The organism is Mesorhizobium sp. IMUNJ 23033, from assembly GCF_044778005.1.
Taxonomy (GTDB): Bacteria; Pseudomonadota; Alphaproteobacteria; order Rhizobiales; family Rhizobiaceae; genus Mesorhizobium; species Mesorhizobium amorphae_A.
This window is the reverse complement of the sequence record NZ_JBJACT010000001.1, coordinates 668515-693333: the sequence shown is the minus strand read 5'-3', so window position 1 is coordinate 693333 and position 24819 is coordinate 668515. Positions and strand designations below refer to the sequence as shown.

The 24819-nt window shown below is 63.9% G+C and carries 25 protein-coding genes; 11 read left to right on the top strand and 14 right to left on the bottom strand.

Translation table 11 applies throughout. The features are described from left to right. Positions 1-51 precede the first annotated feature (51 nt). From recF to ACFX5Q_RS03250, 5 genes are read left to right on the top strand one after another with little or no spacing between them, the layout of a single operon-like run. On the top strand, positions 52-1212 hold the full coding sequence (gene recF, locus ACFX5Q_RS03270) for a DNA replication/repair protein RecF (RefSeq protein WP_404275310.1): 1161 nt from the start codon (positions 52-54) through the stop codon (positions 1210-1212). A 31-nt stretch (positions 1213-1243) separates the two neighbouring features. Next, positions 1244-1999: a molybdopterin-synthase adenylyltransferase MoeB gene (locus tag ACFX5Q_RS03265; RefSeq protein ID WP_404275308.1), complete on the top strand. Its 756-nt coding sequence runs from the start codon at positions 1244-1246 to the stop codon at positions 1997-1999. A gap of 4 nt (positions 2000-2003) precedes the next feature. After that, positions 2004-2492: a GNAT family N-acetyltransferase gene (locus ACFX5Q_RS03260; RefSeq protein ID WP_404275306.1), complete on the top strand. Its 489-nt coding sequence runs from the start codon at positions 2004-2006 to the stop codon at positions 2490-2492. Next, positions 2489-3742: an aconitase X gene (locus tag ACFX5Q_RS03255; RefSeq protein ID WP_404275304.1), complete on the top strand. Its 1254-nt coding sequence runs from the start codon at positions 2489-2491 to the stop codon at positions 3740-3742. The genes ACFX5Q_RS03260 and ACFX5Q_RS03255 overlap by 4 nt, the downstream gene beginning before the upstream one ends. Next, complete coding sequence (locus tag ACFX5Q_RS03250; RefSeq protein ID WP_404275302.1) at positions 3739-4173, top strand: aconitase X swivel domain-containing protein; 435 nt, start codon at positions 3739-3741, stop codon at positions 4171-4173. The genes ACFX5Q_RS03255 and ACFX5Q_RS03250 overlap by 4 nt, the downstream gene beginning before the upstream one ends. Here ACFX5Q_RS03250 and ACFX5Q_RS03245 read toward each other — a convergent pair. Beyond that, the gene (locus tag ACFX5Q_RS03245) at positions 4163-5164 is read right to left on the bottom strand and encodes a 2-hydroxyacid dehydrogenase (protein WP_404275301.1); all 1002 of its coding nucleotides are present in this window, start codon (positions 5162-5164) and stop codon (positions 4163-4165) included. The two genes, ACFX5Q_RS03250 and ACFX5Q_RS03245, sit on opposite strands and share 11 nt — an antisense overlap. Positions 5165-5320: 156 nt before the next feature. Between ACFX5Q_RS03245 and ACFX5Q_RS03240 the strand changes: the two genes are divergently transcribed. Next, positions 5321-5878, top strand: coding sequence for an SH3 domain-containing protein (locus ACFX5Q_RS03240; RefSeq protein ID WP_404275299.1), 558 nt, complete (start codon positions 5321-5323; stop codon positions 5876-5878). Positions 5879-5959: 81 nt separating this feature from the next. Here ACFX5Q_RS03240 and ACFX5Q_RS03235 read toward each other — a convergent pair whose 3' ends face one another. Both ACFX5Q_RS03235 and irrA read right to left on the bottom strand, forming a co-directional pair. After that, positions 5960-6319 (bottom strand): DUF4260 domain-containing protein, encoded by a 360-nt coding sequence (locus ACFX5Q_RS03235; protein ID WP_404275298.1) that lies wholly within the window; start codon positions 6317-6319, stop codon positions 5960-5962. 10 nt (positions 6320-6329) lie between these two features. Then, positions 6330-6761, bottom strand: a complete 432-nt coding sequence (gene irrA, locus ACFX5Q_RS03230) for an iron response transcriptional regulator IrrA (RefSeq protein ID WP_040582976.1) — start codon at positions 6759-6761, stop codon at positions 6330-6332. A gap of 278 nt (positions 6762-7039) precedes the next feature. Between irrA and fabA the strand changes: the two genes are divergently transcribed. The 4 genes from fabA to ACFX5Q_RS03210 all read left to right on the top strand — a co-directional run bounded on the left by fabA (position 7040) and on the right by ACFX5Q_RS03210 (position 11282). Then, positions 7040-7558 (top strand): 3-hydroxyacyl-[acyl-carrier-protein] dehydratase FabA, encoded by a 519-nt coding sequence (gene fabA / locus ACFX5Q_RS03225; protein ID WP_006202935.1) that lies wholly within the window; start codon positions 7040-7042, stop codon positions 7556-7558. 31 nt (positions 7559-7589) lie between these two features. Beyond that, complete coding sequence (gene fabB, locus ACFX5Q_RS03220; protein ID WP_404275295.1) at positions 7590-8810, top strand: beta-ketoacyl-ACP synthase I; 1221 nt, start codon at positions 7590-7592, stop codon at positions 8808-8810. Between the two features lie 12 nt (positions 8811-8822). Continuing rightward, positions 8823-9632, top strand: a complete 810-nt coding sequence (gene fabI, locus ACFX5Q_RS03215) for an enoyl-ACP reductase FabI (protein ID WP_404275294.1) — start codon at positions 8823-8825, stop codon at positions 9630-9632. 102 nt (positions 9633-9734) lie between these two features. Next, positions 9735-11282 carry a putative bifunctional diguanylate cyclase/phosphodiesterase gene (locus ACFX5Q_RS03210; protein ID WP_404275293.1) on the top strand — a complete coding sequence of 516 codons (1548 nt, stop codon included), beginning with the start codon at positions 9735-9737 and terminating at the stop codon, positions 11280-11282. Between the two features lie 15 nt (positions 11283-11297). Here the strand turns inward: ACFX5Q_RS03210 and ACFX5Q_RS03205 are convergent, their stop codons facing one another. From ACFX5Q_RS03205 to rimP, 10 genes are all read right to left on the bottom strand, one after another. Then, positions 11298-12311, bottom strand: coding sequence for a class I SAM-dependent methyltransferase (locus ACFX5Q_RS03205; protein ID WP_404275291.1), 1014 nt, complete (start codon positions 12309-12311; stop codon positions 11298-11300). A 69-nt stretch (positions 12312-12380) separates the two neighbouring features. After that, complete coding sequence (gene pnp / locus ACFX5Q_RS03200) at positions 12381-14528, bottom strand: polyribonucleotide nucleotidyltransferase (RefSeq protein WP_006202930.1); 2148 nt, start codon at positions 14526-14528, stop codon at positions 12381-12383. Positions 14529-14937: 409 nt separating this feature from the next. Further along, entirely contained in the window at positions 14938-15207 is a 270-nt protein-coding gene (rpsO, locus tag ACFX5Q_RS03195) for a 30S ribosomal protein S15 (protein WP_006202929.1), read from the bottom strand. A 201-nt stretch (positions 15208-15408) separates the two neighbouring features. Further along, positions 15409-16503, bottom strand: a complete 1095-nt coding sequence (corA, locus tag ACFX5Q_RS03190) for a magnesium/cobalt transporter CorA (protein WP_404275285.1) — start codon at positions 16501-16503, stop codon at positions 15409-15411. Positions 16504-16548: 45 nt separating this feature from the next. Beyond that, complete coding sequence (gene truB / locus ACFX5Q_RS03185) at positions 16549-17529, bottom strand: tRNA pseudouridine(55) synthase TruB (RefSeq protein ID WP_404275283.1); 981 nt, start codon at positions 17527-17529, stop codon at positions 16549-16551. Next, positions 17529-17933, bottom strand: a complete 405-nt coding sequence (gene rbfA / locus ACFX5Q_RS03180) for a 30S ribosome-binding factor RbfA (protein WP_404275281.1) — start codon at positions 17931-17933, stop codon at positions 17529-17531. Before rbfA ends, truB begins: the two co-directional genes overlap by 1 nt. Positions 17934-18059: 126 nt before the next feature. Further along, positions 18060-20630 (bottom strand): translation initiation factor IF-2, encoded by a 2571-nt coding sequence (gene infB, locus ACFX5Q_RS03175; RefSeq protein ID WP_006202925.1) that lies wholly within the window; start codon positions 20628-20630, stop codon positions 18060-18062. Then, on the bottom strand, positions 20627-21277 hold the full coding sequence (locus tag ACFX5Q_RS03170; protein ID WP_192179214.1) for an RNA-binding protein: 651 nt from the start codon (positions 21275-21277) through the stop codon (positions 20627-20629). The genes infB and ACFX5Q_RS03170 overlap by 4 nt, the downstream gene beginning before the upstream one ends. Before the next feature lie 38 nt (positions 21278-21315). Continuing rightward, positions 21316-22911 (bottom strand): transcription termination factor NusA, encoded by a 1596-nt coding sequence (nusA, locus tag ACFX5Q_RS03165; protein ID WP_404275278.1) that lies wholly within the window; start codon positions 22909-22911, stop codon positions 21316-21318. 47 nt (positions 22912-22958) lie between these two features. After that, on the bottom strand, positions 22959-23597 hold the full coding sequence (gene rimP / locus ACFX5Q_RS03160) for a ribosome maturation factor RimP (RefSeq protein WP_404275276.1): 639 nt from the start codon (positions 23595-23597) through the stop codon (positions 22959-22961). A 294-nt stretch (positions 23598-23891) separates the two neighbouring features. On the opposite strand from rimP, the gene ACFX5Q_RS03155 reads away from it, so the two are divergent. Beyond that, positions 23892-24056, top strand: a complete 165-nt coding sequence (locus tag ACFX5Q_RS03155) for a hypothetical protein (RefSeq protein ID WP_404275274.1) — start codon at positions 23892-23894, stop codon at positions 24054-24056. Between the two features lie 61 nt (positions 24057-24117). Here ACFX5Q_RS03155 and ACFX5Q_RS03150 read toward each other — a convergent pair whose 3' ends face one another. After that, complete coding sequence (locus tag ACFX5Q_RS03150) at positions 24118-24819, bottom strand: tRNA (guanine(46)-N(7))-methyltransferase TrmB (RefSeq protein ID WP_404275273.1); 702 nt, start codon at positions 24817-24819, stop codon at positions 24118-24120.

Below are 24819 nucleotides of genomic sequence, written 5' to 3'. Positions count from 1 at the left end.
ACATCTCCTGCTCATCAAGGGGGGTGGAGACCAGCACGCCATTTTGTTGCCGTGACCGCCAAACAGTTTCAAAAGCAAACTCATATAAGTAAGCTAACACTTACCAACTTCCGCAATTATGCGGCGCTGTCGATCGACCTCGCGCCAGGCGCCGTGGTGCTTTCCGGCGACAATGGCGCCGGAAAGACCAATCTCCTGGAAGCGGTCTCGCTGCTGACGCCCGGCCGCGGCCTGCGCCGCGCACCTTATGCCGACGTGGCGCGCGAAGGTGGCGATGGCGGCTTTGCCCTGCACGCCCGGATCGAAGGGGCGGAAGGCGAGGTTGAAATCGGCACCGGCATCGCCGGCGGCGACAATGCCGGCGAAGGCGGCAGACGGGTGCGGATCAATGGCGCGGCCGCACGATCGGCCGAGGATATGCTGGAATGGCTGCGCGTCATCTGGCTGACGCCAGCGATGGACGGCCTGTTCCCGGGGCCGACCGCCGACCGCCGGCGCTTTCTCGACCGGCTGGTGTTGGCGATCGACCCCGGGCATGGCCAGCGCGCGCTCGACTATGAAAAGGCCATGCGCGGCCGTAATCGTTTGCTTACGGAAGGATCGCGCGATGGCGCCTGGTTCGATGCGATCGAGACGCAGATGGCCGAGACCGGCGTGGCGATCGCCGCCGCCAGGGCTGAACTGGTGCGCCTGCTCGCCGCCATGATCGACCGGCTGCCCGATAGCGGCCCGTTCCCGCAGGCAGACATCGGCCTCTCCGGCGAACTGGAGGAGCAGGTGGCCACCACGCCTGCCGTCGATGTCGAGGAGCGGTTCCGCGCAACGCTTGCCGGCGGCCGCGAGCGCGATCGCGCCGCCGGGCGCACGCTTGAAGGTCCGCACCGTTCCGACCTCGTCGTGCGGCACCGGCCCAAGGCGATGCCGGCCGAACTTTGCTCGACCGGCGAGCAGAAGGCGCTGCTGGTCGGCATCGTGCTTTCACATGCAAGGCTGACCGGCGAGATGTCGGGCATGACGCCGATCCTGCTGCTCGACGAGATCGCGGCGCATCTCGACAGCGGCCGGCGTGCGGCGCTGTTTTCGATCCTGGAAGAGCTCAACTGCCAGGCCTTCATGACCGGAACCGATGCGGCGCTGTTTTCCAGTCTCGCTGGACGCGCGCAGTTCCTGACAGTCGATCACGGCACGGTTGGGCCAACCGAAGCCCCCTGACAAGGTTTTTGCGCCGCTATATGGTCCCGCAATGACCGCAATCGCCCTTTCCGACGAAGAGCTCGAACGCTATGCGCGCCATATCGTGCTGCCCGAGATCGGCGGTGCCGGCCAGCAGAGACTGAAGCGGGCTCGCGTGCTGGTCGTTGGCGCCGGCGGACTGGGAGCGCCGGTGCTGGAATATCTCGCCGCCGCCGGCGTCGGCACGCTCGGCATCGTCGACGACGACGACGTCTCGCTGTCGAACCTGCAACGGCAGGTGATCCACGGCACCGACATGATCGGGATGGCAAAAACCGACAGCGCCAAGGCGGCCATCGCGCGCATCAATCCCAATGTCGCGGTGGAACTGCACAGACTCAGACTGACGGCTGACAACGCCCCTGCCCTTGTCGCCGGCTATGACATCGCTGTCGACGGCTCCGACAATTTCGAGACGCGTTATGCCGTCGCCGATGCCTGTGCCGCGCAAAAGCGGCCGCTAGTGCACGCCGCCGTCGGCCGCTTCGACGGTTCGCTGACGGTGCTGAAGCCGTTCGAGACCGGTGCGGACGGCAGGCCGAACCCGAGCTATCGCGATCTCTTCCCAGAGGCGCCGCCGCCGGGACTGGTGCCGTCCTGTGCGGTGGCCGGCGTGGTCGGCGCGCTGACCGGCGTCATCGGCACGCTGCAGGCGATGGAGGCTATCAAGCTGATCACCGGCATTGGTGAGCCCCTGGTCGGCCGGCTGCTGCTTTACGATGCGCTGTCGGCGCGCTTCGACACCATTCGCTACAAGAGAAACTGACCGCATGGACCGGCCACCGAGCGTCTTCGTCACACAGATTAGGCCCGATTTCGACTGCTGGGACGATGTGCTCAAGCTGATCCTGCGCGCCTTCGCCTACATGGACGGCATCATCGATCCGCCATCCTCGGCGCATCTGCTGACCGCCGAAAGGCTGAAGGACAAGGCCCGGCACGAGACGGGTTTTTTGGCGCTCGAGGCCGACCGGATCGTCGGCTGCGTTTTCGTTCTGGAGCGGGCTGATGATTTCTATGTCGGCAAGCTCGCCGTCGAGCCTGGCCTTGAAGGACAAGGCATCGGCAGGCGGCTGATGCAGGCTGCCGAGGGTCTTGCGCTGAGCCTCGGCAGGTGCGCCATCGAGTTGCAGACACGCGTCGAACTCAGCGGAAATCACGCCGCCTTCTCCCGGCTCGGCTTTCGCGAGACCGGACGCACGGCGCATACGGGCTATGACCGGCCGACTTCGATCACCATGCGCAAGGTGCTTTCGTGAGCCTCGCCCTCAGTCCGGAAGAACAGGCGATCGCCTACGGCAAGGACGGTGCGGCGATGGCGATGCGCATCGTTGCCGACAGCGCCCGCCTGCTCGGCGCGCCACGGCTGATCCCGATCGCCTCCGCGCATATAGACGGGGCGCTCTATCACGGCGATTCCGGCACTCTGTTCGCAGAGAGGCTGGTCGAGGGCGGAGCCCGGGTTTCCGTGCGCTCGACGCTCAATGTCGGGGCGCTTGACCTGATGGGCTGCTCGCGCATCCGCCTCGAGGAGCCGGCGCGCGGCATGGCGCGGCGGATGATGGAGGCCTACCGCAGGCTCGGCTGCGAGCAGAGCTGGACCTGCGCCCCTTACCAGGCCGGGCATCGGCCGGCGCTGGGCAGCGATGTCGCCTGGGGCGAATCCAACGCCGTGGTGTTCTGCAATTCGGTGCTCGGCGCGCGCACCAACCGCTATGGCGATTTCCTCGACATCGCTTGCGCCATATCGGGCCGCGCGCCGGACTATGGCCTGCACCGGGCCGAGAACCGGCGGGCGCGGCTGGTGTTCGATGTCACGGAGCTCTCCGCATCGTTCCTTGGCTCCGAGATCGCCTGGCCGGTGCTGGGCAGCCTCTATGGCCGCGAAGTCGGCAATACAATCGGCGTCGTCACCGGCGTCCAGCGTCATCCGGGGGAAGACGCGCTGAAGGCGTTCGGCGCGGCTGCCGCCTCATCCGGCGCGGTCGGCCTTTTCCACATTGCCGGCGTGACGCCCGAGGCGCCCGATCTTTTGACCATTCTGGACGGCGCGGCACCGGAAACGGTCGTTCGTGTCACGCCGGAGATGGCGGCGAAGGCCCGTGCTGGCTTGTCGACGGCGACGGCGGCGAAGACCATCGATGCTGTGGCGATCGGCAGCCCGCATCTGTCGCTTAGCGAGTTCGACATGCTGGAGCGGCTGATCGCCGGACGGCGGCTCAGCGTGCCGATTTATGCCTGCACCGGGCGCCATGTGCTTTCGTCGCTCGAACAGAACGGGCGGCGCAAGATGCTCGAAGCAAGCGGTGTCGTCATCGTGGCCGATACCTGTGTGGTGGTGACGCCGATCATGCCCGAGCTTGCCGGAGGTATATTGATGACCAACTCCGGAAAGTTCGCACATTACGCGCCGGGCAATACCGGCTACGCCGTGCTTTACGGCTCCTTGGCCGATTGCGTCGAAAGTGCTGTGCTCGGTAAGCCGGTATTTACGGATATCGCCGCATGAGCGCGCTTGCCGAAATCCTGGTGCCGGGTCGAGCCGGCAAGGGCGAGGCCCTGGTGCTGACGGCGCCGATCAGCTTCTGGGGCGGCGTCGATCCGAAGAGCGGCCGAATCGCCGATGTCCGCCATCCGCAGCACGGCGAAAATCTTGCGGGACGGGTGCTGTTCCTGCCGGGCACGATCGGCTCGTCCTCGGCTTCGGCCGTGCTGCTGGAACTCGTCCACAACGGCCATGCACCAGCGGCACTTGTGCTGCACGAACCCGACGCGATCCTGCTGCTCGGGCTGATCGTGGCCAGGGAAATGGGCTGGGAGACGCCGATGGCGTTGCGGCTCGGGCGCGATGTCTTCGACGCCTATCGCGGAAGCACGGTAACAGTCACCGACGACGGCGCGCTCGCCATCGCCACCCAACAGCGTGAGTCTATGTCCTGAGCGGCAGCACACGGTCCGGCGGGCGGTGGCCGTCAAAGAAGGCGCGGATGTTGATGATCACCTTCTCGCCCATGTCGATGCGGCCCTCGAGCGTCGCCGAGCCCATATGCGGCAAGAGTACGACCTTGCCCTTGGCCGCGAGCTTCAGAAGTTTGCTGTTCAGCGCCGGCTCGTGCTCGTAGACGTCGAGCGCGGCGCCGGCGATCTTGCCGTCATGGATCAGCTTGATCAGCGATTCCTCGTCGATGATGTCGCCGCGCGCGGTATTGACGATGTAGGCCGACGGCTGCATCAGCGCCAGCCGCCGCGCCGACAGCAGATGGAAGGTTGCCGGCGTCGACGGGCAGTTGACCGAGATGATGTCCATGCGGGCCAGCATCTGGTCGAGGCTTTCCCAATAGGTCGCCTCCAACTCGTCTTCCACCGCCGGCAGCACGCGGTGGCGGTTGTGATAGTGGATCGACAGGCCGAAGGCCTTGGCGCGCCTGGCGACGGCGGTGCCGATGCGGCCCATGCCGACGATGCCGAGCCGTTTGCCCCAGATGCGGCGGCCGAGCATCCAGGTCGGCGACCAGCCAGCCCATTTCTTGTCGCTGGTCAGCACATTGGCGCCTTCCGCCAGGCGCCGCGGCACCGCCAGCATCAGCGCCATGGTCATGTCGGCCGTGTCCTCGGTCAGCACGTTCGGCGTGTTGGTGACGGTGATGCCCTTCTTGGCCGCCGCCTCCACGTCGATCTTGTCGACGCCGTTGCCGAAATTGGCGATCAGCTTGAGATTGTCGCCGGCCTGGGCGATCAGCGCCGCGTCGATATTGTCGGTGATCGTCGGCACTAGGACGTCGGCCTCCTTGATCGCCGCGACCAGCTCGGGCTGCGTCATCGGCCTGTCCTCGACATTCAGCCTTGCGTCGAACAGTTCGCGCATGCGGGTTTCGACCGGGTCGGGCAGCTTGCGCGTGATGACGACGAGGGGCCTTTTCTTGCCTGCCATTGTTTCCTCGAACCCGATCTCGTTGAGACCTCTTTAACCAAGACAGGCGAAAATCGAAGCCGGTCGCGGTGCCAGCCACTCTGTAACAAGCGGTGCCGCCGAAGACAAAGAAAAAGGGGCGCCGGTGCCGACGGGCAAGCGCCGAAAGGAATGAAAGTGTCTGGTTTCGCGTCGCTCCGCCTGGCCTTCAGCGCAGCAGTCCTTGGCGCCCTCCTTTGTTCCCCGCAAACGGTGGCGCACAGCGCCGCGGCCCCCGCGCAGACGATCACGCTCGGGCCGAGCGGCCTGCCGCTGCCGCGTTTCGTCAGCCTGAAATCGGGTCGCGTCAACGCGCGCGTCGGCCCCGGCGCCAACTACTCCGTGAACTGGATGTACATGAAGGCCGGGCTGCCGATGGAAATCATCCAGGAATTCGATACCTGGCGCCGCGTGCGCGATGCCGACGGTTCGGAAGGCTGGATCAACCAGTCGCTGCTGTCTGGCCGCCGCACGGCGATCGTCGCGCCCTGGCAACGCGGCAAGGGCGGCCGAATCAACCTGCTTGACGACAAGGACAAGGACGCCAGCGTGGTGGCCATCATCGAGCCGGGCGTCATGGGGTCGATCAAGACTTGCGACGGCCAGTGGTGCGAAATGACCTTCGACGGCCACACCGGCTGGCTCCCCCAATCGGTCGTCTGGGGCGCCTATCCGGGCGAACACGTCAAGAACTGAGGTTTCTTGTCTGGACCATGATCGTATCCGAACCGTAGGTCAGCGTAGCAAAAACCGGTTTCCACTTTTCGGGATCATGGTCTAGCGCCCGATGCGGCCGAGATGGGTGTCCTGAAAACCGCTCGACAGTTTGAGGCCGTAACCCAGCGCGCGGTCGACGGCGATGTGGATGACCCAGGTCAGGGCGATCGCGGTCGCCATCGGATTGGCAAAGACGTAGCCGGCAAGCGCCAGCAGCAGCGGGACGATCAGGATGTGCAGCGCGTTGTAGGCGACAGCACCGACGCGCGGCCCGGCGAGATAGCCCAGCATCGACAGGTCCGGCGCCAGGATGAGCAAGGCAAACAGCCACCACGAGACACCGGCCATCGCGTAGAGAACGAGCGCAACCCCTGCAACGGCAACCCATTCGAGCCGGATTGCCAGATCGACTGGTCTCATCGAGCGCGGATCAATCGCGGCGCTTCGGGCGCAGCCTCACCACGATGTCGACATTGGCGATCTCCATGCCCTCCGGCGGGTCGGGCAGATTGGAAACCGTCACCGGACCGCTGGCGATATCGAAGATACGGTTTTCGCCTTCGATATAGAAATGATGGTGATCGGAGGTGTTGGTGTCGAAATAGGTCTTCGAGCCCTCGACGGCCAGGATGCGCAGCAGGCCCGCCTGGGTGAACTGGTGAAGGGCATTGTAGACAGTGGCAAGCGACACCGGCACGCCGGCGGCGATCGCCTCTTCGTGCAGTTCTTCGGCCGACAGATGGCGATCGCCCTTGGCGAAAAGCAGATCGGCCAGCGCGATACGCTGGCGTGTCGGCCTTAGACCGGCTTCGCGAACCCGCTTGTCCACAGCGACATTATCCTTCCGGCAGCCCTGATCCATCCTATCCGTCGAAACTCGCGGTTCGGCCCCAAAAACCCGCCCAGAATGGCGAAAAAACGGCATCGGCCGAAACTGGACAGCTCCTGACATATATTCTGTCGGCCGAATTCGATCAATAGAGCAACATGCGCGATGCGCGCAGATATCCCGGTGCGCATTGACCCCGGCAGGCGGGCGGGTTAAGCGCAGACGCCGGTTTCCGGCCATAAACAGACTGTGTTAGGAAACCAACGACAAAGGGCGCCCTGCCGCCCAGGACGATCACGGGGACGAAATTGATGGCAGGTTCGAAGTCCAGCTACGATTACGAGGAACTGCTTGCCTGCGCCCGCGGCGAGCTGTTCGGACCGGGAAATGCGCAGCTGCCCTATCCGCCGATGCTGATGTTCGACCGCATCACCGAGATCAGCGAAACCGGCGGCGCGTTCGACAAGGGCTTCATTCGCGCCGAATTCGACATCAAGCCGGACCTATGGTTTTTCGCCTGCCATTTCATCGGCAACCCGATCATGCCAGGCTGCCTCGGCCTCGATGCGATGTGGCAGCTGACCGGCTTCTACCTCGGCTGGCTCGGCGAGCCCGGCAAGGGGATGGCGCTGTCGACCGGTGAGGTCAAGTTCAAAGGCATGGTGACGCCGTCGGTCAAGAAGGTCGAGTACGGTATCGATTTCAAACGCGTGATGCGCGGGCGGCTGGTGCTCGGCATCGCCGATGGCTGGCTCAAGGCGGACGGCGAACCCATATACGCGGCAACGGACCTAAAAGTGGGTCTGTCAAAGCAGTCGGCGGTCGCCTGATCGCCACCAGACACTTTGGAAGGAGCAGCCCATGAGACGGGTCGTAGTGACAGGCCTCGGCATCGTGTCGTCGATCGGCAACAATGCCAATGAGGTGCAGGCCTCGCTCCATGATGCCAAGTCCGGCATCAGCTTCTCGGATTCATTCGCCGAACACGGCTTCCGCTGCCAGGTCTGGGGCGCCCCGTCGCTCGACCCGTCGGCCATGATCGACCGGCGCGCCATGCGCTTCCTGTCGCAGGGCGCGGCATGGAACCACGTCGCCATGGACCAGGCGATCGCGGATGCGGGCCTCGGCGAGAGCGACATCACCAATGAGCGCACCGGCATCGTCATGGGCTCGGGCGGACCATCGACACGCACCATCGTCGAGGCGGCCGAAACGACGCTCAAGAACGGCAGCCCCAAGCGCATCGGCCCGTTCGCTGTGCCAAAGGCGATGTCGTCGACCGCATCGGCGACGCTCGCCACCTGGTTCAAGATCCACGGCGTCAACTATTCGATCTCGTCCGCCTGCTCCACCTCGGCGCACTGCATCGGCAATGGCTACGAGCTGATCCAGTGGGGCAAGCAGGACATGGTCTTTGCCGGCGGTCACGAAGACCTCGACTGGACGATGTCGGACCTGTTCGATGCCATGGGCGCCATGTCGTCGAAGTTCAACGACAGGGCGTCGGCCGCTTCACGTGCCTATGACGTCAATCGCGACGGTTTCGTCATCGCCGGCGGCGCCGGCGTGCTGGTGCTGGAAGAACTCGAGCACGCCAAGGCGCGCGGCGCCAAGATCTATGCCGAGATCGTCGGCTATGGCGCAACTTCGGACGGCTACGACATGGTGGCGCCCTCGGGCGAAGGCGCGGTGCGCTGTATGCGCCAGGCGCTGGCCACGGTTTCCTCGCCGGTCGACTACATTAACACGCATGGCACTTCGACGCCGGTCGGCGATTCCAAGGAGATGGGCGCCATCCGCGAAGTGTTCGGCGACAAGATGCCTTTCATCACCTCGACCAAGTCGCTAACCGGCCATTCGCTGGGCGCGGCCGGCGTACAGGAATCGATCTACTCGATCCTGATGATGCAGGGCGGCTTCATCGGCGAGAGCGCCCATATCGAAGAACTCGATCCCGAATTCGAGGGCATGCCGATCGTACGCAAGCGCATCGACAACGCCAGGATCGACACCGTTTTGTCCAATTCGTTCGGTTTCGGTGGCACCAACGCAACGCTGATTTTCCAGCGCTATTCCGCATAAGGATTGCCAGCCATGGACGGATTGATGAAGGGCAAGCGCGGGCTTGTCATGGGTGTCGCCAACGATCATTCGATCGCCTGGGGCATCGCCCAGAAATTGTCCGAGCACGGCGCAGAACTCGCCTTCACCTATCAGGGCGACGCCTTTGGCCGCCGGGTCAAGCCGCTCGCCGACAGGCTTGGCGCGTCGCTGGTCGTGCCCTGCGATGTCGAAGACAGCGCTTCGGTCGCTGCCACCTTCGAGGCGCTCGGCAAGGAATGGGGCGGTCTCGACTTCGTCGTCCATGCCATCGGCTTTTCCGACAAGAACGAGTTGAAGGGGCTTTATGCCGACACCAGCCGCGACAATTTCGTCCGCACCATGGTCATCTCCTGCTATTCCTTCACCGAGATCGCCCGGCATGCCGCCGCGCTGATGAAGGACGGCGGCTCGATGATCACGCTGACCTACGCCGGCTCGGTCCGGGTCATGCCCAACTACAATGTCATGGGCGTCGCCAAGGCCGGCCTGGAGGCGAGCGTGCGCTATCTCGCCAACGACTACGGTCCGCGCGGGATTCGGGTGAACGGCATATCGGCGGGACCAGTCCGGACGCTGGCCGGCGCCGGGATCTCGGACGCGCGCCACATGTTTTCCTACCAGCAGCGCAATTCGCCGCTGCGCCGCACGGTGACCATCGGCGAGGTCGGCGGTTCAGCTCTTTACCTGCTGTCCGATCTGTCTTCCGGCGTCACCGGCGAAATTCACTATGTCGATTCCGGCTATCACATCGTTTCCATGCCGACGCTCGACGAGCTGAAGCAGAGCGACGTTCGGGAATAGTCTGCGATCGGAAGAATAATTCCTGTCCGTAAAATTGGACGCAATGGCGGAAACCCATTTTAAGGGGATATCCGCTAGAAGTCCCGTAACTTAGGGACCCGCATGCCTGCTGTCAGCAACCCGAAGCGCACACCGTTGTTCCGGCTGATCACCATCGCCAGCTCGGGCTTGGGCGGTTTCATCCTCGGTATCTGGGGCCTGAAGTTCGGTTTCGGCGATGGTCTTGCCGGCATGCCGGCCTCGACGATGGTCGCCGTCATGGCCACACTTGGCGCGCTGGCCGCCGCGGGGGCCTCGCTGTCGTTCTTCGCCGGTGTCGATGAATCGGTGGACTACGTCTTCAACGAAACCAATTTCGACAAGCTGACCGGCCTGCTGACGCGCCCAGCCATGGTCGGCAAGATCGCGGACGCGGCATCGGCGACGATCCGCAGCGGCGAACCAGTGTTTCTGATCGACATCGACATCGACCGCTTCAAGCAAATCAACGACGCGATCGGCTACAGCCACGGTGACGAGCTGATCCGCGCCTTTTCCCAGCGATTGAAGACCAGCATGCCTGAAGGCGCGGTGATCGGGCGCATCGGCGCCGGCGAGTTCGCGGTCCTGTTGCCGGATCGCGAACTCAAGGGATCCGTGGAACGGATCATCGAGAAGCTCATCGACGAGATGATGGAGCCCTACCAGCTCGATACCCATCTGCAATCGGTCAGCCTGTCGGTCGGCATCGTGGCCATGCCGAAGGACGGCGTCGATCCTGTCCTGGTGCTGCGCCGCTCCAATTTGGCGCTGCAGAACGCACGCGCCGGAGGGGTGGGCAACTGGTCGGTCTTCCATGCCGACATGGGTCGGGTCGCCGACCATCGGCAGTGGATCGAAGGCGAGCTGCACACCGCATTCGAGCGGGGCGATTTCGACCTCCACTACCAGCCGCAGCTCGACCTGCCGAGCGGCCGCATCATCGGCTACGAGGCGCTGATCCGCTGGAAGCACCCGGAGCGCGGCATGATCCCGCCGATGGAGTTCATCCCGATCGCGGAAGAAACCGGCATGATCAATCCGATCGGCGAGTGGGTGCTGCGCAAGGCGTGCAACGACGCCCGCCATCTGCCCGAGGACTGCTTCGTCGCCGTCAACATCTCGCCGGTCCAGTTCATGACCAAGGATTTTGTCGGCATCGTGCGCGAGACAATGGCAAGCACCGGCATCAAGCCGTCGCGGCTGGAGCTGGAAGTCACCGAGACGGCGATGATGCAGGACCGCGAGCGCGCCGCCCTCATCCTGCGCGAGCTCGCCGACATGGGCATCTCGGTCGCCGTCGACGATTTCGGCACCGGCTATTCCAATCTGAGCTACCTGATCGATTTCTCATTTGACAAGCTGAAGATCGACCGCTCCTTCGTCAGCCGCATCGACACGGACTCCAACTCGGGTGCCGTCGTCTCGACAATCGTCGGGCTCTCGCGGGCGCTCGGCGTCGGCATCATCGCTGAAGGTGTCGAAACCGAGAGCCAGGCGACGCTGCTCAGGGCGGCCGGCTGCGAGGTGGTGCAAGGCTATCTGTTCGGCCGGCCGGCGCCGCTCAAGATCGGGCCAGAGGCGCAGGTCATCCACGTCAAGAGCGAAGCGCGCATCGTCAGCGTGCATTAAGCCAAAACGTGCCAGTCACCGGCGCGCCGAGAAAACCTTGAACATGCCGTCGCGGGCGATCTCCGCATGGCTTGAAAACGCCTTCGCCAGCACCGGTTCGTAGGGAAGCTGCCGGTTCGCCACCATGAACAGCTTGCCGCCCGGCTTCAGCGCCTTGGCCGCTGCGTGGATCATGCCGGCGCCGATCTCCGGCTCGGCAGCCCGGCTGCGATGAAAGGGCGGATTCATGACGATCGCGTCATAGCGGCGTTCGACAGGCTCGCTGAGCAGGTCGGTCCAGAAGAAATGTGTCTCGGCTGCCGTGTTGCCGATATTGCCCTTCGCTGCCTCGAGCGAGGCGAAGTCCGCCTCGAAGAGATCGAGGCTGGATATGCCGGACGAGCGCGCCGCGACTTCAGCTGCCACATAGCCCCAGCCGGTGCAGAAATCAGCAATGCTGCCACGCAGATCGTGGGGCAGGTTGTCCACCAGCAATTTCGAACCAGCATCAATCTTATCGAATGAGAACATGCCGGGCACGGTGCGAAAGCGGCCTTCCACCACAAGGTCGGGATTGGCGGCGCGAAGGACTGACGCGGCCCCGGTGTCGGCCGGTCGGGCAAACCAGAAGGCGATGCCGTGATGTTTCGGCAGATGGCCGTCAAGCAGCACAAGCTCGTCGATGCGCTTGCGCAGGCTGGCAATACCGTCCTCCTTGCCGCCGGCGACGATGATCGATCCGCCCGGGGCGACACGTTCGATCGCCTCGGCAATGCGCAATTCGTTTTGCCCGCGATGACGCCCGGCAAGCACCAGTGCGGCGTCGAAGCCGGCACCTTCGGCTTGCGGCGTGACTTTGAAGCCCGACGCCTGCAGGGCGCGGAAATGCGGCCGGAAGCCCTGCACGAGGTGAAGCCCTGCATCGAAGCCCGAAGGCAAGCGGGAACCGGGTTCGGCGCCGAGAAAAAGGACACGGGCGTCCTTACGCGGCAGGGCGACGGCGTCGACCTCATAGGGATGGAACAGCGTCTTCAGCGGTTCTGCGGCCATTCTGGTGCCCCGTAAAAGAAAACGGGCGCGACTTAAGCCGCGCCCGCTTCAACTCTATCGTCAGGCCGATCAGGCGGCGTTTTCTTCGCCTTCGGCCTTCTTGTCGCGGACGATTTCCTTGCCGGTGGCCTGGTCGACGACCTTCATCGACAGGCGAACCTTGCCGCGCTCGTCGAAGCCCATCAGCTTGACCCAGACCTTGTCGCCTTCCTTGACGACGTCGGAGGTCTTGGCGACGCGATCGTTGGCCAGCTGCGAGATGTGGACGAGGCCGTCACGCGGGCCGAAGAAGTTGACGAAAGCGCCGAAGTCGGCGGTCTTGACGACCGTGCCTTCGTAGATCTCGCCGACTTCCGGCTCGGCGACGATGGTGTGGATCCACTTCTTCGCCGCCTCGATCTCCTTGGCGTTGGAGGAAGCGATCTTGACCGTGCCGTCATCCTCGATGTTGATCTTGGCGCCAGTCTTTTCGACGATCTCGCGGATGACCTTGCCGCCGGAGCCGATGACGTCGCGGATCTTGTCGGTCGGGATGTGCATGACCTCGATGCGCGGCGCGAATTCGCCGAGCTCGGCACGCGCGCCGGACAGCGCATGAGCCATTTCGCCGAGGATATGCAAACGACCGTCCTTGGCCTGGCCGAGCGCGATCTGCATGATCTCTTCGGTGATGCCGTCGATCTTGATGTCCATCTGCAGCGAGGTGATGCCGTTGGCGGTGCCGGCGACCTTGAAGTCCATGTCGCCGAGGTGATCCTCGTCGCCAAGGATGTCGGAGAGCACCGCGAAGCGCTCGCCTTCCTTGATCAGGCCCATGGCAATGCCGGCGACCGGCTTTGCCAGCGGAACGCCGGCATCCATCAGCGCCAGCGAGGTGCCGCACACGGTGGCCATCGACGACGAGCCGTTGGACTCGGTGATCTCCGAGACGACGCGCAGCGTGTAGGGGAACTGATCAGCGGTCGGCAGCATCGGGCGGATGGCGCGCCAGGCGAGCTTGCCGTGGCCGATTTCGCGGCGGCCCGGCGAACCCATGCGGCCGGTTTCACCGACGGAATAGGGAGGGAAGTTGTAGTGCAGGAGGAACTTCTCCTTGTACATGCCGGTCAGCGAATCGACATACTGCTCGTCCTCGCCCGTGCCGAGCGTGGCGACGACCAGCGCCTGGGTCTCGCCGCGGGTGAACAGCGCCGACCCATGGGTGCGCGGCAGGACGCCGACTTCCGAGACGATCTTGCGGACCGTCTTCAAATCGCGGCCGTCGATGCGCGAGCCGGTGTCGAGGATGTTCCAGCGCACGACCTTGGCCTGGAGCTCCTTGAACACGCTGCCGATCTGCTCGGATGTGTACTTGGCGTCTTCGCCTTCAGCCGGCGTGAACGCGGCCTTGACCTTCGCCTTGACGGCGTCGACGGCAGCGTAGCGCTTCTGCTTGTCGGTGATCTTGTAGGCGTCGCGAAGCTCGTTTTCGACGATCTTCAGCATCTCGCCCTCGAGCGCCGAATAGTCCGGCGCAGTGAAGTCGCGCGGGTCCTTGGCGGCGACTTCGGCCAGCTTGATGATCGCGTCGATCACCGGCTGGAAGCCCTTGTGGCCGAACATGACGGCGCCGAGCATCAGATCCTCGCCAAGCTCCTTGGCTTCGGACTCGACCATCAGCACGGCATCAGTGGTGCCGGCGACGACTAGGTCGAGCTTGGATTCCTGCATCTCGTCGACATGCGGGTTGAGCACGTATTCGCCGTTGATGTAGCCGACGCGGGCACCGCCGATCGGGCCCATGAAGGGGACGCCGGAGAGCGTCAGCGCGGCCGAGGTGGCCACTATCGACAGGATGTCCGGATCGTTCTCGAGATCATGCTGGACGACGGTGACGACGATCTGCGTGTCGTTCTTGTAGCCATCGGCGAAGAGCGGGCGGATCGGGCGGTCGATCAGGCGGGAAACCAGCGTCTCCTTCTCGCTCGGACGGCCTTCGCGCTTGAAGTAGCCGCCCGGGATCTTGCCGGCGGCATAGGTCTTTTCCTGGTAGTTGACGGTCAGCGGGAAGAAGTCGAGGCCGGGCTTCGGCTCCTTCATCGAGACGACGGTGGCGAGAACCTTGGTTTCGCCGTAGGTGGCCAGCACCGCGCCGTCAGCCTGGCGCGCGATCTTGCCGGTCTCCAGAACGAGCGGACGGCCGCCCCATTCGATTTCCACTTTGTGGTGATTGAACATATCTTGTCCTTTGTATGCGGAAAGGGCCGCGCCGTTTCACGGTGCGCGTATGCCCTTGCCTGGCTTCCTTTCTCGGGCAGCCACGGGCAAGACAACGGGAAGCTCGGGTCAATCGGCACGGTGGCCGCACGAGCATCCTGCAATCCTGCCCCATGACCGTCCATGGGCGGTTCCGAATGGCCCTCTGCACTTTCGAAACCGGGTCTGGCCAATCGATCCGACCGGCCTTGCGCCTGACTCCGAAAATCTCGGGAAGCATCACGCGCAAATTCAAACTTTTCGGAGCGTCCTTTTGCGCGTCCAAAGGGGGATGCACGGCGCTCCATTCCTTGCGTTGGAGTACTGGATTGACCCGATGCTCCAATGCGCGACCGGCGGGCTCTCCGAAGAAAGCCCGCCGGTCAATTCGTCAACGGCGCAGACCGAGCTTCTCGATCAGCGTCTGATAGCGCGCGTCATCCTTGCGCTTGAGATAATCAAGCAGGCTGCGGCGCTGGGAGACGAGAGCGAGCAGACCACGACGGGAATGGTTATCCTTCTTGTGGTCCTTGAAGTGGTCGGTCAGGTTCTTGATGCGCTCGGAAAGGATGGCCACCTGGACTTCCGGAGACCCGGTATCGCCCTTGGCGGTTGCGAATTCACCCATCAATTCCTGTTTGCGCTCAGCAGTAATCGACATCGTGTTTTTCCTTATCTGTTCGAGGAAACGGGACGCCCTCAGCCGGGATGTCGTCCAGCAGGGGCCGGTGCAAGCAACGCGTCAGGGCGCGAAGCTGCGGCGCATATAGGGCAATTCCGACAAAAACACCAGCCTAATTCACAAGCCGGCTTGTCGCAGGCTCTTGTTAAGAAAATCAAGAATTCCGCGGCCGAAATGGCTTTAAAGCCACTTCTTCCATTTGAAGAAGGCGACAAGCCCGACAGCAACAAGCGCCATGAACAACAGTGAAGCTGGATAGCCGTACTGGGACTTCAGCTCCGGCATGTTCCACGGCGAGCTGTCAGGGTCGAAATTCATGCCCCAGACGCCGACCAGGAAGGTGAGCGGCATGAAGATCACCGAGACGATAGTGAGATAGGAGATGACGTCGTTGGTGCGCGCCTGGCTCAGCGACAGATGCATCTCGATCAGGCCGGTCAGCATGTCGCGCTGGGTCTCGACCAGTTCGATGAGCCGCAGCGAATGGTCGAGCGTGTCGTTGAGGAAGATCTTGGTTTCCGCCTTCACATAGGGCACGTCGTTGCGGATCATCGTCGCCAGCGCGTCGCGCATCGGCCACAGCACGCCCTTCAGCACATTGGCGTCGCGGCGCAACTCATGCAGCTGCCGCATCTGGTGCTTGTGCGGCATGTTCAGCATCTGGTCCTCGATGCTGTCTACCTGTTCGCCGGCCGCCTCGATCGGTGGGAAATAGCTGTCGACGATAGCGTCGATCAACGCATATGCGAGATAATCGGCGCCACGCGAGCGCAGCCGGTTGGGCATCGAGCTTTCGATGCGCTTGCGCACGGGATTGAACGGGTCGCCCTCGCGCTCCTGGAAGGTGATGACGAAATTCTTGCCGAAGAAGACGGCGATCTGTTCGTAGCGATGCGCCGTGACGTCGTCGATCATGCGCACGACAACGAAGGCGTGATCCTCAAAGAAATCCACCTTCGGCCGCTGGCCGGTGTTGACGACGTCCTCCAGTGCCAGCGGATGCAGGCTGAAAATGCGGCCGATCTCCTCGATCAGCGGGATGTTGGCAAGGCCGGTGCAATCCAGCCAGATGACTGGCCAGCGGTCGCAATGCGTGTTGAGGTCGTCGATGCTGGCATTTTCGATGGTCTCGAATTTCTCCGGCGACATAAGGGTCAGCCTGAGTTCGCTGCGCCGCGCCGACGGATCGGCGATCAGCGTTCCCGGCGAGGCGCCGACCGGCGGCCGCCTTGTTTTCAGCGGCGCCCGCTTCCTGACCGTCTCAGCTTTTGCCATGTGCCCCCTCAAGCGTAATGTCGAGCCGAAACTAGCTGAGTGCCGTCACCCGGCAAAGACCCGCTTGGGCTTGAACATGCCCTGTTCGATGGCGCCGATGGCAACCAGCCTGCCGCGCGCCGTGGCGCAGGCTTCCTCGGCCTCCACAGGCGCGTCGCGGCCGCGAATGATGACCGGATTGCCGAGCCGGATTTTCACCGCCGCATCGTCGCTGATGGCGACCTGCGGCAGGCAATCGAGCGCGGCTGACGTGTCGACCAGCAGCGCATCGATGGCCGTGAAGTCGACCGGCAGATCGACAGCGTCGGATGCATCATCGGTCGTATCCGAACCCTCATCGCCCTGTTCGCCGAAACGCGCTGCCTCAAGCTCGGCGATGGTGATGAAGTCCTCCTGCGTGAACGGCTCGACCTCGACCCGGCGCAATTCGGCGATATGGCCGAAACAGCCGAGGTCGCGGCCCATGTCGCGGGCCAGCGACCGGACATAGGTGCCCTTGCCGCATTCGACTTCGAAAATGGTTCGCTCGCCACTGTGCTCGATGACGTCCAAACGTCCGATCTCGATCTCCCGCGCGGGTATATCGACCGTCTCGCCGTCGCGGGCGAGATCGTATGCCCGCTCGCCCGCGATCTTGATGGCCGAGAACTGTGGCGGTATCTGCATGATGACACCGGTGTATTTCGGCAGCAGCGCTCTTACTTCGGTCTCGGCGGGACGCTTGTCCGAACTGTTGGTCACCGGGCCTTCGAGGTCGTCGGTCGAGCGTTCGTCACCCCAGGCGACGGTGAAGCGATAGATCTTGGCGCCGTCCTGGACATAAGGCACGGTCTTGGTGGCTTCGCCGAGCGCGATCGGCAGCATGCCGGAGGCGAGCGGATCGAGCGTGCCGGCATGGCCGGCCTTTTCGGCCTGGAACAGCCACTTGATCTTGGAGACGGCTTCGGTCGAACCCATGCCGACCGGCTTGTCCAGCACCAGCCAGCCGGAGACCGGCCGGCCCTTCTTCTTGCCGCGGCGCCCCATTATTTCTCGTCCTTGTCGTTGTCGAGATCGCGCGCCACTTCGGGCGATTTCAAGAGGTCGTTGATCCTGGCGAAATTGTCGAAAGACGTATCGAGCCGGAAGCGGAATTCCGGCATGTACTTCATCTGCCGCAGCGCGCCCGAGACACGGCCACGAACGAATTTCGCATGTTTGTTGAGCGCCTCGACCACCGCGTCGGTGTTTTTGACGCCGAGCGGCGAGACGAAGGCGGTGGCGATCTTCAGATCGGGCGACATGCGCACTTCCGACACCGAGACCACGGCATTTTCGATCAGCGGATCGATGATCTCGCCGCGCTGCAAGGTTTCGGACAGGGCATGGCGCACCTGCTCGCCGACGCGCAGCATGCGCTGGGATGGACCTGATGTGGTTGAACGGGGCATTTTTCTCAATCCTGAAATCGTGAAGCGCGGGATGGGACCGCACCGCATGTCTCAATAAGGCTTTCTCAATACGGCTTGGGCGGCGGCCTTTCGACCACCGCCCGGTCGTATCGACAGTATACGAACTCAAAGCGTCCGGGTCACCATCTCGACACGGAAGCACTCGATGACGTCGCCGACGCGCATGTCCTCGTAGTTCTGGAAGGCCATGCCACACTCCTGGCCGCCCGGCACTTCCGAAACCTCGTCCTTGAAGCGCTTCAGGGTCTTCAGCGTGCCTTCGTGGATGACGACGTTGTCGCGGATCAGGCGCACACCCGCACCACGCTCGACCTTGCCTTCGGTGACACGGCAGCCAGCGATCTTGCCCACCTTGGTGATGTCGAAGATCTCGAGGATCTCGGCATTGCCGATGAAGGTCTCGCGACGCTCGGGTGAGAGCAGGCCGGAGAGCGCCGCCTTCACGTCATCCACGAGATTGTAGATGATCGAGTAGTAGCGGATCTCGATGCCTGCCGCAGCGGCCGCGGCGCGCGCCTGCACATTGGCGCGGACGTTGAAGCCGATGATCGCGGCACCCGAGGTTTCCGCCAGCGACACGTCGCTTTCGGTGATGGCGCCGGCGCCGGCATGGACGATGCGTGCGCGCACCTCGTCGGTGCCGAGCTTGTCGAGCGCGGCGTTGATCGCTTCGATCGAACCCTGCACGTCGCCCTTGATGACCAGCGGGAATTCCTTCAGCCCGCTCGTCTGCAGTTGCGACATCATCTGTTCGAGCGAGCCGCGCTGGCCGGCATGCTTGGCCACCGCCTTCTCGCGCGCCAGGCGCTGGCGATACTCGGTGATCTCGCGAGCGCGCGCCTCGTTGTTTACCACCGCGAAGCGGTCGCCGGCCTGCGGCGTGCCCTGGAGGCCAAGCACCTCGACCGGCATCGCCGGCGGTGCTTCCTTGACATGCTCGCCACGGTCGTTGACCAGCGCGCGCACCCGGCCCCATTCGTTGCCGGCAACCAGGATGTCACCCGGCATCAGCGTGCCGGTCTGCACCAACACCGTGGCGACGGGACCGCGGCCCTTGTCGAGCTGGGCTTCGATGACGACGCCTTCGGCGGTGCGGTCCGGATTGGCCTTCAGGTCGAGGATTTCGGCCTGCAGCAGGATCGCTTCGAGCAGCTTGTCGAGATTGGTGCCCTTGGTGGCCGACACTTCGACGTCCAGCACCTCGCCGCCCATGGATTCGACGAAGACCTCGTGGCGCAGCAGTTCCGAACGCACCTTTTGCGGGTCGGCATCATGCTTGTCGATCTTGTTGATCGCCACGATGATCGGGACACCGGCCGCCTTGGCATGGCTGATCGATTCGATCGTCTGCGGCATGACACTGTCGTCGGCCGCCACCACCAGCACGGCGATGTCGGTCGCCTGGGCGCCACGGGCGCGCATCGCCGTGAAGGCGGCGTGGCCGGGCGTGTCGATGAAGGTGATCTTCTGACCGTTCTTCTCGACCTGGTAGGCGCCGATATGCTGAGTGATGCCGCCGGCCTCGCCGGAGACGACGTTGGCGTTGCGGATGGCATCGAGCAGCGAGGTCTTGCCGTGGTCGACATGGCCCATGATCGTCACCACCGGCGGACGCGACACCAGGTCCTCGGCATTGTCGGCGATGTTGAACAGGCCTTCCTCGATGTCGGACTCGGCGACGCGGCGAACCGTATGGCCGAATTCGGTGGCGACCAGTTCGGCCGTGTCGGCGTCGATGACGTCGCCCGGCTTCATGATCTGGCCCTGCTTCATGAAGAACTTGACCACATCGACCGCGCGCTCGGACATGCGCTGCGCCAGTTCCTGGATGGTGATGGTTTCGGGCAAGATCACTTCGCGCATAACCTTCTCGCGCGGCTCATTGTGCATCGCGCGCTTGAATTTTTCCTGGCGGCGACGCATCGACGACAGCGAGCGGGCGCGCGCATCCTCGTCGGAAAGCGCCGTGTTGAGGGTCAGCTTGCCGCGGCGGCGGTCTTCCTCGCCCTTGGTGGGCTTGGCCGGACGCGCCACTTCGGGCGTGACCGGACGGCGCACGGGGGCGCCGGCGCCAGTGCGCTTCGGCTTGACGTCCTCATCGTCGTCGACTGTCGCCAGTTCGGCGGCTAGCGGGGCGCGACGGCGTGCCTCTTCTTCGGCGCGGCGCCGGGATTCGGCCTCCGTCTGCAGCCGCGCTTCTTCCTCGGCCTGGCGGCGCGCTGATTCCTCGCGCTCGCGCTTGCGGCGCTCTTCATCCTCGGCGCGGCGCTTGGCCTCTTCCTGGGCACGCTGGCGGTCTTCGACCTCACGGACCTTGGAGCCTTCGAGAGCCCTGCGGCGGGCTTCCATCTCGCCACGCGACAATTCGTTCAGCACCATGCCGCTGCGCTCGACCGGCGGCGGAGGCGGCGGCGCCTTGGGCGCTTCCTGCACGACGGGCGCGGCCGCAACAGTGGGCTTCGGCGTGAAGACGGACACGGGAGCGGCGGCCGGCTCCGGCTTGTCGCCGGGCAGCGAGAACTTGCGCTTCTTGGTCTCGACGACGACCGCCTTGGTGCGGCCGTGCGAGAAGTTCTGGCGCACGGTGCTCTGCTCCATGCCGGGCCGCTTCAGCGTCAAGGTCTTCTTCGGCGTAACGCTCAACGTCTTGTCGTCGCCCGATTTCGTATCGCTCATTCCATATCCTCTGCGGCATCATCTTCGTCAGCAACGGCCGCAAGCATTGCCAGATCGTCCGGGGAACCGCCCCGATACCGGTCGAGCGCAACCATGCGCCTCTGGACCGCCCTGCCCGCGTCTTGCGCGAGAACGGCAGCATGTATCACATTTGTACCCCCCAATGCCAAGCTCAACTCGGCCTCGGGGAAAAGTTTGTAGGCAAGGATGGCGGGGCCGCCGAGATGTACGGTTGCCCGCCGCGCCTGGCTGATCTTGCGCACGCCATCGTCGGACGCTTCAGTCGCGTGGAGCACGAAAAGCGCCAGCCCTGAGCGCACGGCGCTCTCCACCTTGGTGGCTCCGAGCGCGATTGCGCCTGCCTTGCGGGCAAGGCCGAGCATTCCCAGAGCGGATCTGGAAAGCAGCCCGTCGACCATGCCGCCGAGATCGGCGGGAACGGTCACCTGCGCCTTGAAGGCGCGGGCAAACAGGTTCTTCGCCGCTGCCTTGTCGACATGTAGGCGCTCGGCGCTGACCCAGCAACCGCGGCCGGGTAGATTTCTCTTGATGTCCGGAACGACGGCCGAATCCGGGCCGACGACGAACCGGATCAGCTCATCCGGTTCGGCCTGCCTGCGGGTGACGATGCAGGTGCGATCGTTCATCTCGTCCAAGGGCGGGTTCTGTGCGATGCGGTTTCACCTCACGCACCGACGGTTTCGTCAGCCGGCGCTTCCTGCGCGGCAAGCTTGTCCTCGGTGATCCAGCCGGCCTTGAGGCGGGCAGCCAGAACCATCTGCTCGGCATCGGCGCGCGAAACGCCGTGATTGGCGAGCACGCCTGGATAGACCTTGGTCTCGCCGTCCTTGCGTTCCTTCCAGCCGGTCAGGTCGTCGGCGGCATAGCCGGCGAAATCCTCGATCGTCTTCACGCCGTCCTCGCCGAGCGTCACCATCATGGCGGTGGTGATGCCCGGGATTTCGCGCAGTTCGTCGGCAACGCCGAGCGCCTTGCGCTTGTCGTCGTGCTCGGCCTCGATCTTCTCCAAATACTCGCGGGCGCGGGTCTGGATTTCCGAGGCGGTGTCCTCGTCGAAGCCGTCGATGGAGGCGATCTCGCCGGAATCGACGTAAGCCACTTCCTCGACGCTGGTAAAACCTTCGGAAGCAAGCACCTGGCCGACCATCTCGTCGACGTCGAGGGCTTCCATGAACAGCGCCGAACGCTCGACGAATTCCTTCTGGCGGCGCTCGCTCTCTTCCTGCTCGGTCAGGATGTCGATGTCCCAGCCGGTGAGCTGCGAAGCGAGACGGACGTTCTGGCCGCGGCGGCCGATGGCCAGCGACAGCTGGTCGTCCGGAACCACGACCTCGATGCGCTCGGCATCCTCGTCGAGCACCACCTTGGCGACTTCGGCCGGCTGCAGTGCGTTGACGATGAAGGAAGCGGCCGAGGGCGACCACGGAATGATGTCGATCTTCTCGCCCTGCAACTCGCCGACCACCGCCTGGACGCGGCTGCCGCGCATGCCGACGCAGGCGCCGACCGGATCGATGGACGAGTCGCGCGAGATGACGGCGATCTTGGCGCGCGAGCCCGGATCGCGGGCGACCGACTTGATCTCGATGATGCCGTCGTAGATTTCCGGCACTTCCATGGTGAAGAGCTTGGCCATGAACTGCGGATGGGTGCGCGACAGGAAGATCTGCGGGCCGCGCTGCTCGCGGCGCACGTCGTAGACATAGGCGCGAACGCGGTCGCCATATTTGTAGTTCTCGCGCGGGATCAGCTCGTCGCGGCGGATGATCGCCTCGCCACGGCCGAGATCGACGATGACGTTGCCGTATTCGACGCGCTTGACGGTGCCGTTGACGATCTCACCGATGCGGTCCTTGTATTCGTCATACTGGCGGTCGCGCTCGGCTTCGCGCACCTTCTGGACGATGACCTGCTTGGCCGACTGGGCGGCGATGCGGCCGAAATCCATCGGCGGCAGCTGTTCGGCGATGAAATCGCCGAGCTGGGCGTCGGGATTGCGCTCGCGCGCCGAGGAGATGGCGATCTGCGTGGCGTAATCGTCGACCTTCTCGACCACTTCCATCAGCCGCTGCAGCTTCATCTCGCCGGTGTTGGCGTTGATGTCGGCGCGGATGTTTGTCTCCTGGCCATAACGCGAGCGCGCCGCCTTCTGGATGGCGTCGGCCATGGCGGCGATGACGATCGACTTGTCGATCGACTTTTCACGCGCGACCGCGTCGGCGATCTGCAGCAGTTCAAGTCTGTTGGCGCTTACAACCATTGTCTTTCTCCCGAGCTTGTTGCCGGACCTCTCGCCCGGCAGCTCAATCAATTGTCCTGTTCGGTTCCGTCTTCGGCGTCCGCACCCTCGGGTGCGTCTTCCGGTTCGCCACGGCGCTTTTTTGCTTCCTTACGCGCCCTGTTGTCCTTCGACAGGGCATCGCGGATGAGATCGTCGGTCAGCACCAGCCGGGCATCGGCGATCGCATCGTAGGGCACGCGCACCGTCGGCTCCTCGCCATAGGCCGCCTTGTCGCGCGCGATCAGCACGCCATCGGCGTCGCTTTCGGCGATCTTGCCCTTGAAGCGCTTGCGTTCGGCGACGAGGACCGAGGTCTCCATCTTGATCAGATGGCCGGTCCATGTCGCGAAATCCGATTTGCGCACCAGCGGCCGGTCGATGCCCGGCGACGACACTTCCAGATGATACGCCTTTTCGATCGGATCATCGACATCGAGCGCCGGCGATACGGCCCGGCTGACCTCTTCGCAATCCTCGACGGTCATGGTGCCGTCCTCGCGCTCGGCCATGATCTGCAGCGTAAGACCGTTCTGGCCCGACAGATGCACCCGCACCAGGCGAAAGCCGATCCCGCGCAGCACCGGCTGCACGATCAGCGCGATGCGCGCATCGATACCGCTTTCGCGGATGATGCGGTCGTCGCCTTCGCTTGCCGTTGCAGTCATTCGGTCCCTGTCGTTCGATTGGTGGCTGACCGGCAGGTAATAAAAAAGAGCGGGACCGGGTGGACCCACTCTTCGTCATACCGACCAAGAATTTGAGGCTGATATAGACGATCCCGGCCGGCGTTTCAAGTCCGCCATACTGGGGGCGCCAAAGCTGCGGCAACGGCGCCAGCGTTGCACCTGGCGCATGGTGCCTATGCGGTAATCCACCTGTGTTTGCCGGCATCGCGTGCCTATCTATGTTGCATTGCACAAATATGACCGGCGCGCGGTGGCGCGCGAAAGGATATGACTATGAGCAATCGCCCGATGTTTTCCGCCATAGGCGGCTTCTTTACCGCATTCGGCAGCGCGGCTGCGGCCTCGTATGCTGTGCAGGCGGGCCGCAAGCCCCGTGACCGGGATTTGCGCAATCTGGGTATCGATCCGGCCGCCTTCGACAGGATCGGCCGCTTCTAAAATAACACTGGCGTCTGGCGCGGGAGGCGTTGAACCTCGACGCAAACGCGCGTTTGCGCAGCTATTTCCTGATAAAGGTAAGATAGGCCGGCCGCCGGCCCTCGCGGATGGCCTTTGCTTCGTAGCGCGTTCCGGGCCAGCCCTCATAGGGCCGATGCCAGTCGGCCGCGTCCTGCGCCTGCCAGGCGAACGCACCATGCGCCCGGCAATTGAGCAGCGTCCAGTTCACATAGCTGTCGATGTCGGAAGCAAAGCGGAATTTTCCGCCTGATTTCAGTACCTTGGCAAAACGGTCGAGATTGGACGGACCGACGAAACGTCGCTTCCAGTGCTTCTTCTTCGGCCAGGGGTCGGGATAGAGAAGATCGATGCCGTCGAGCGAGGCTTGCGGCAGCCAATCGAGCAGGCGCGTGGCGTCATCGTCATGGACGCGCAGATTGGCGAGCGGCTTTTCATTCACCGCCTTCATCAGCTTGGCCATGCCGTTGACGAACGGCTCGACGCCAATGAAGCCGGTCCCCGGGGCCTCCGTGGCGCGATGCAGCAAATGCTCTCCGCCGCCGAAGCCGATTTCCAGCCGCACCGCCGAGACATCCGCCTTGAACAGCTTGCGCAATTCGTCAGGCGATTCGGCGGACAGGTCGAGACCGTAGGTCCCGAGACCGCTTTCCAGCGCCGCCGCCTGCTGCGGGCGAATGGTCTTGCCACGCCGGCGGCCGAAGAACCCTTCGGTCGCGCGGCTCGGCCTGCCTTTCGGATCCAT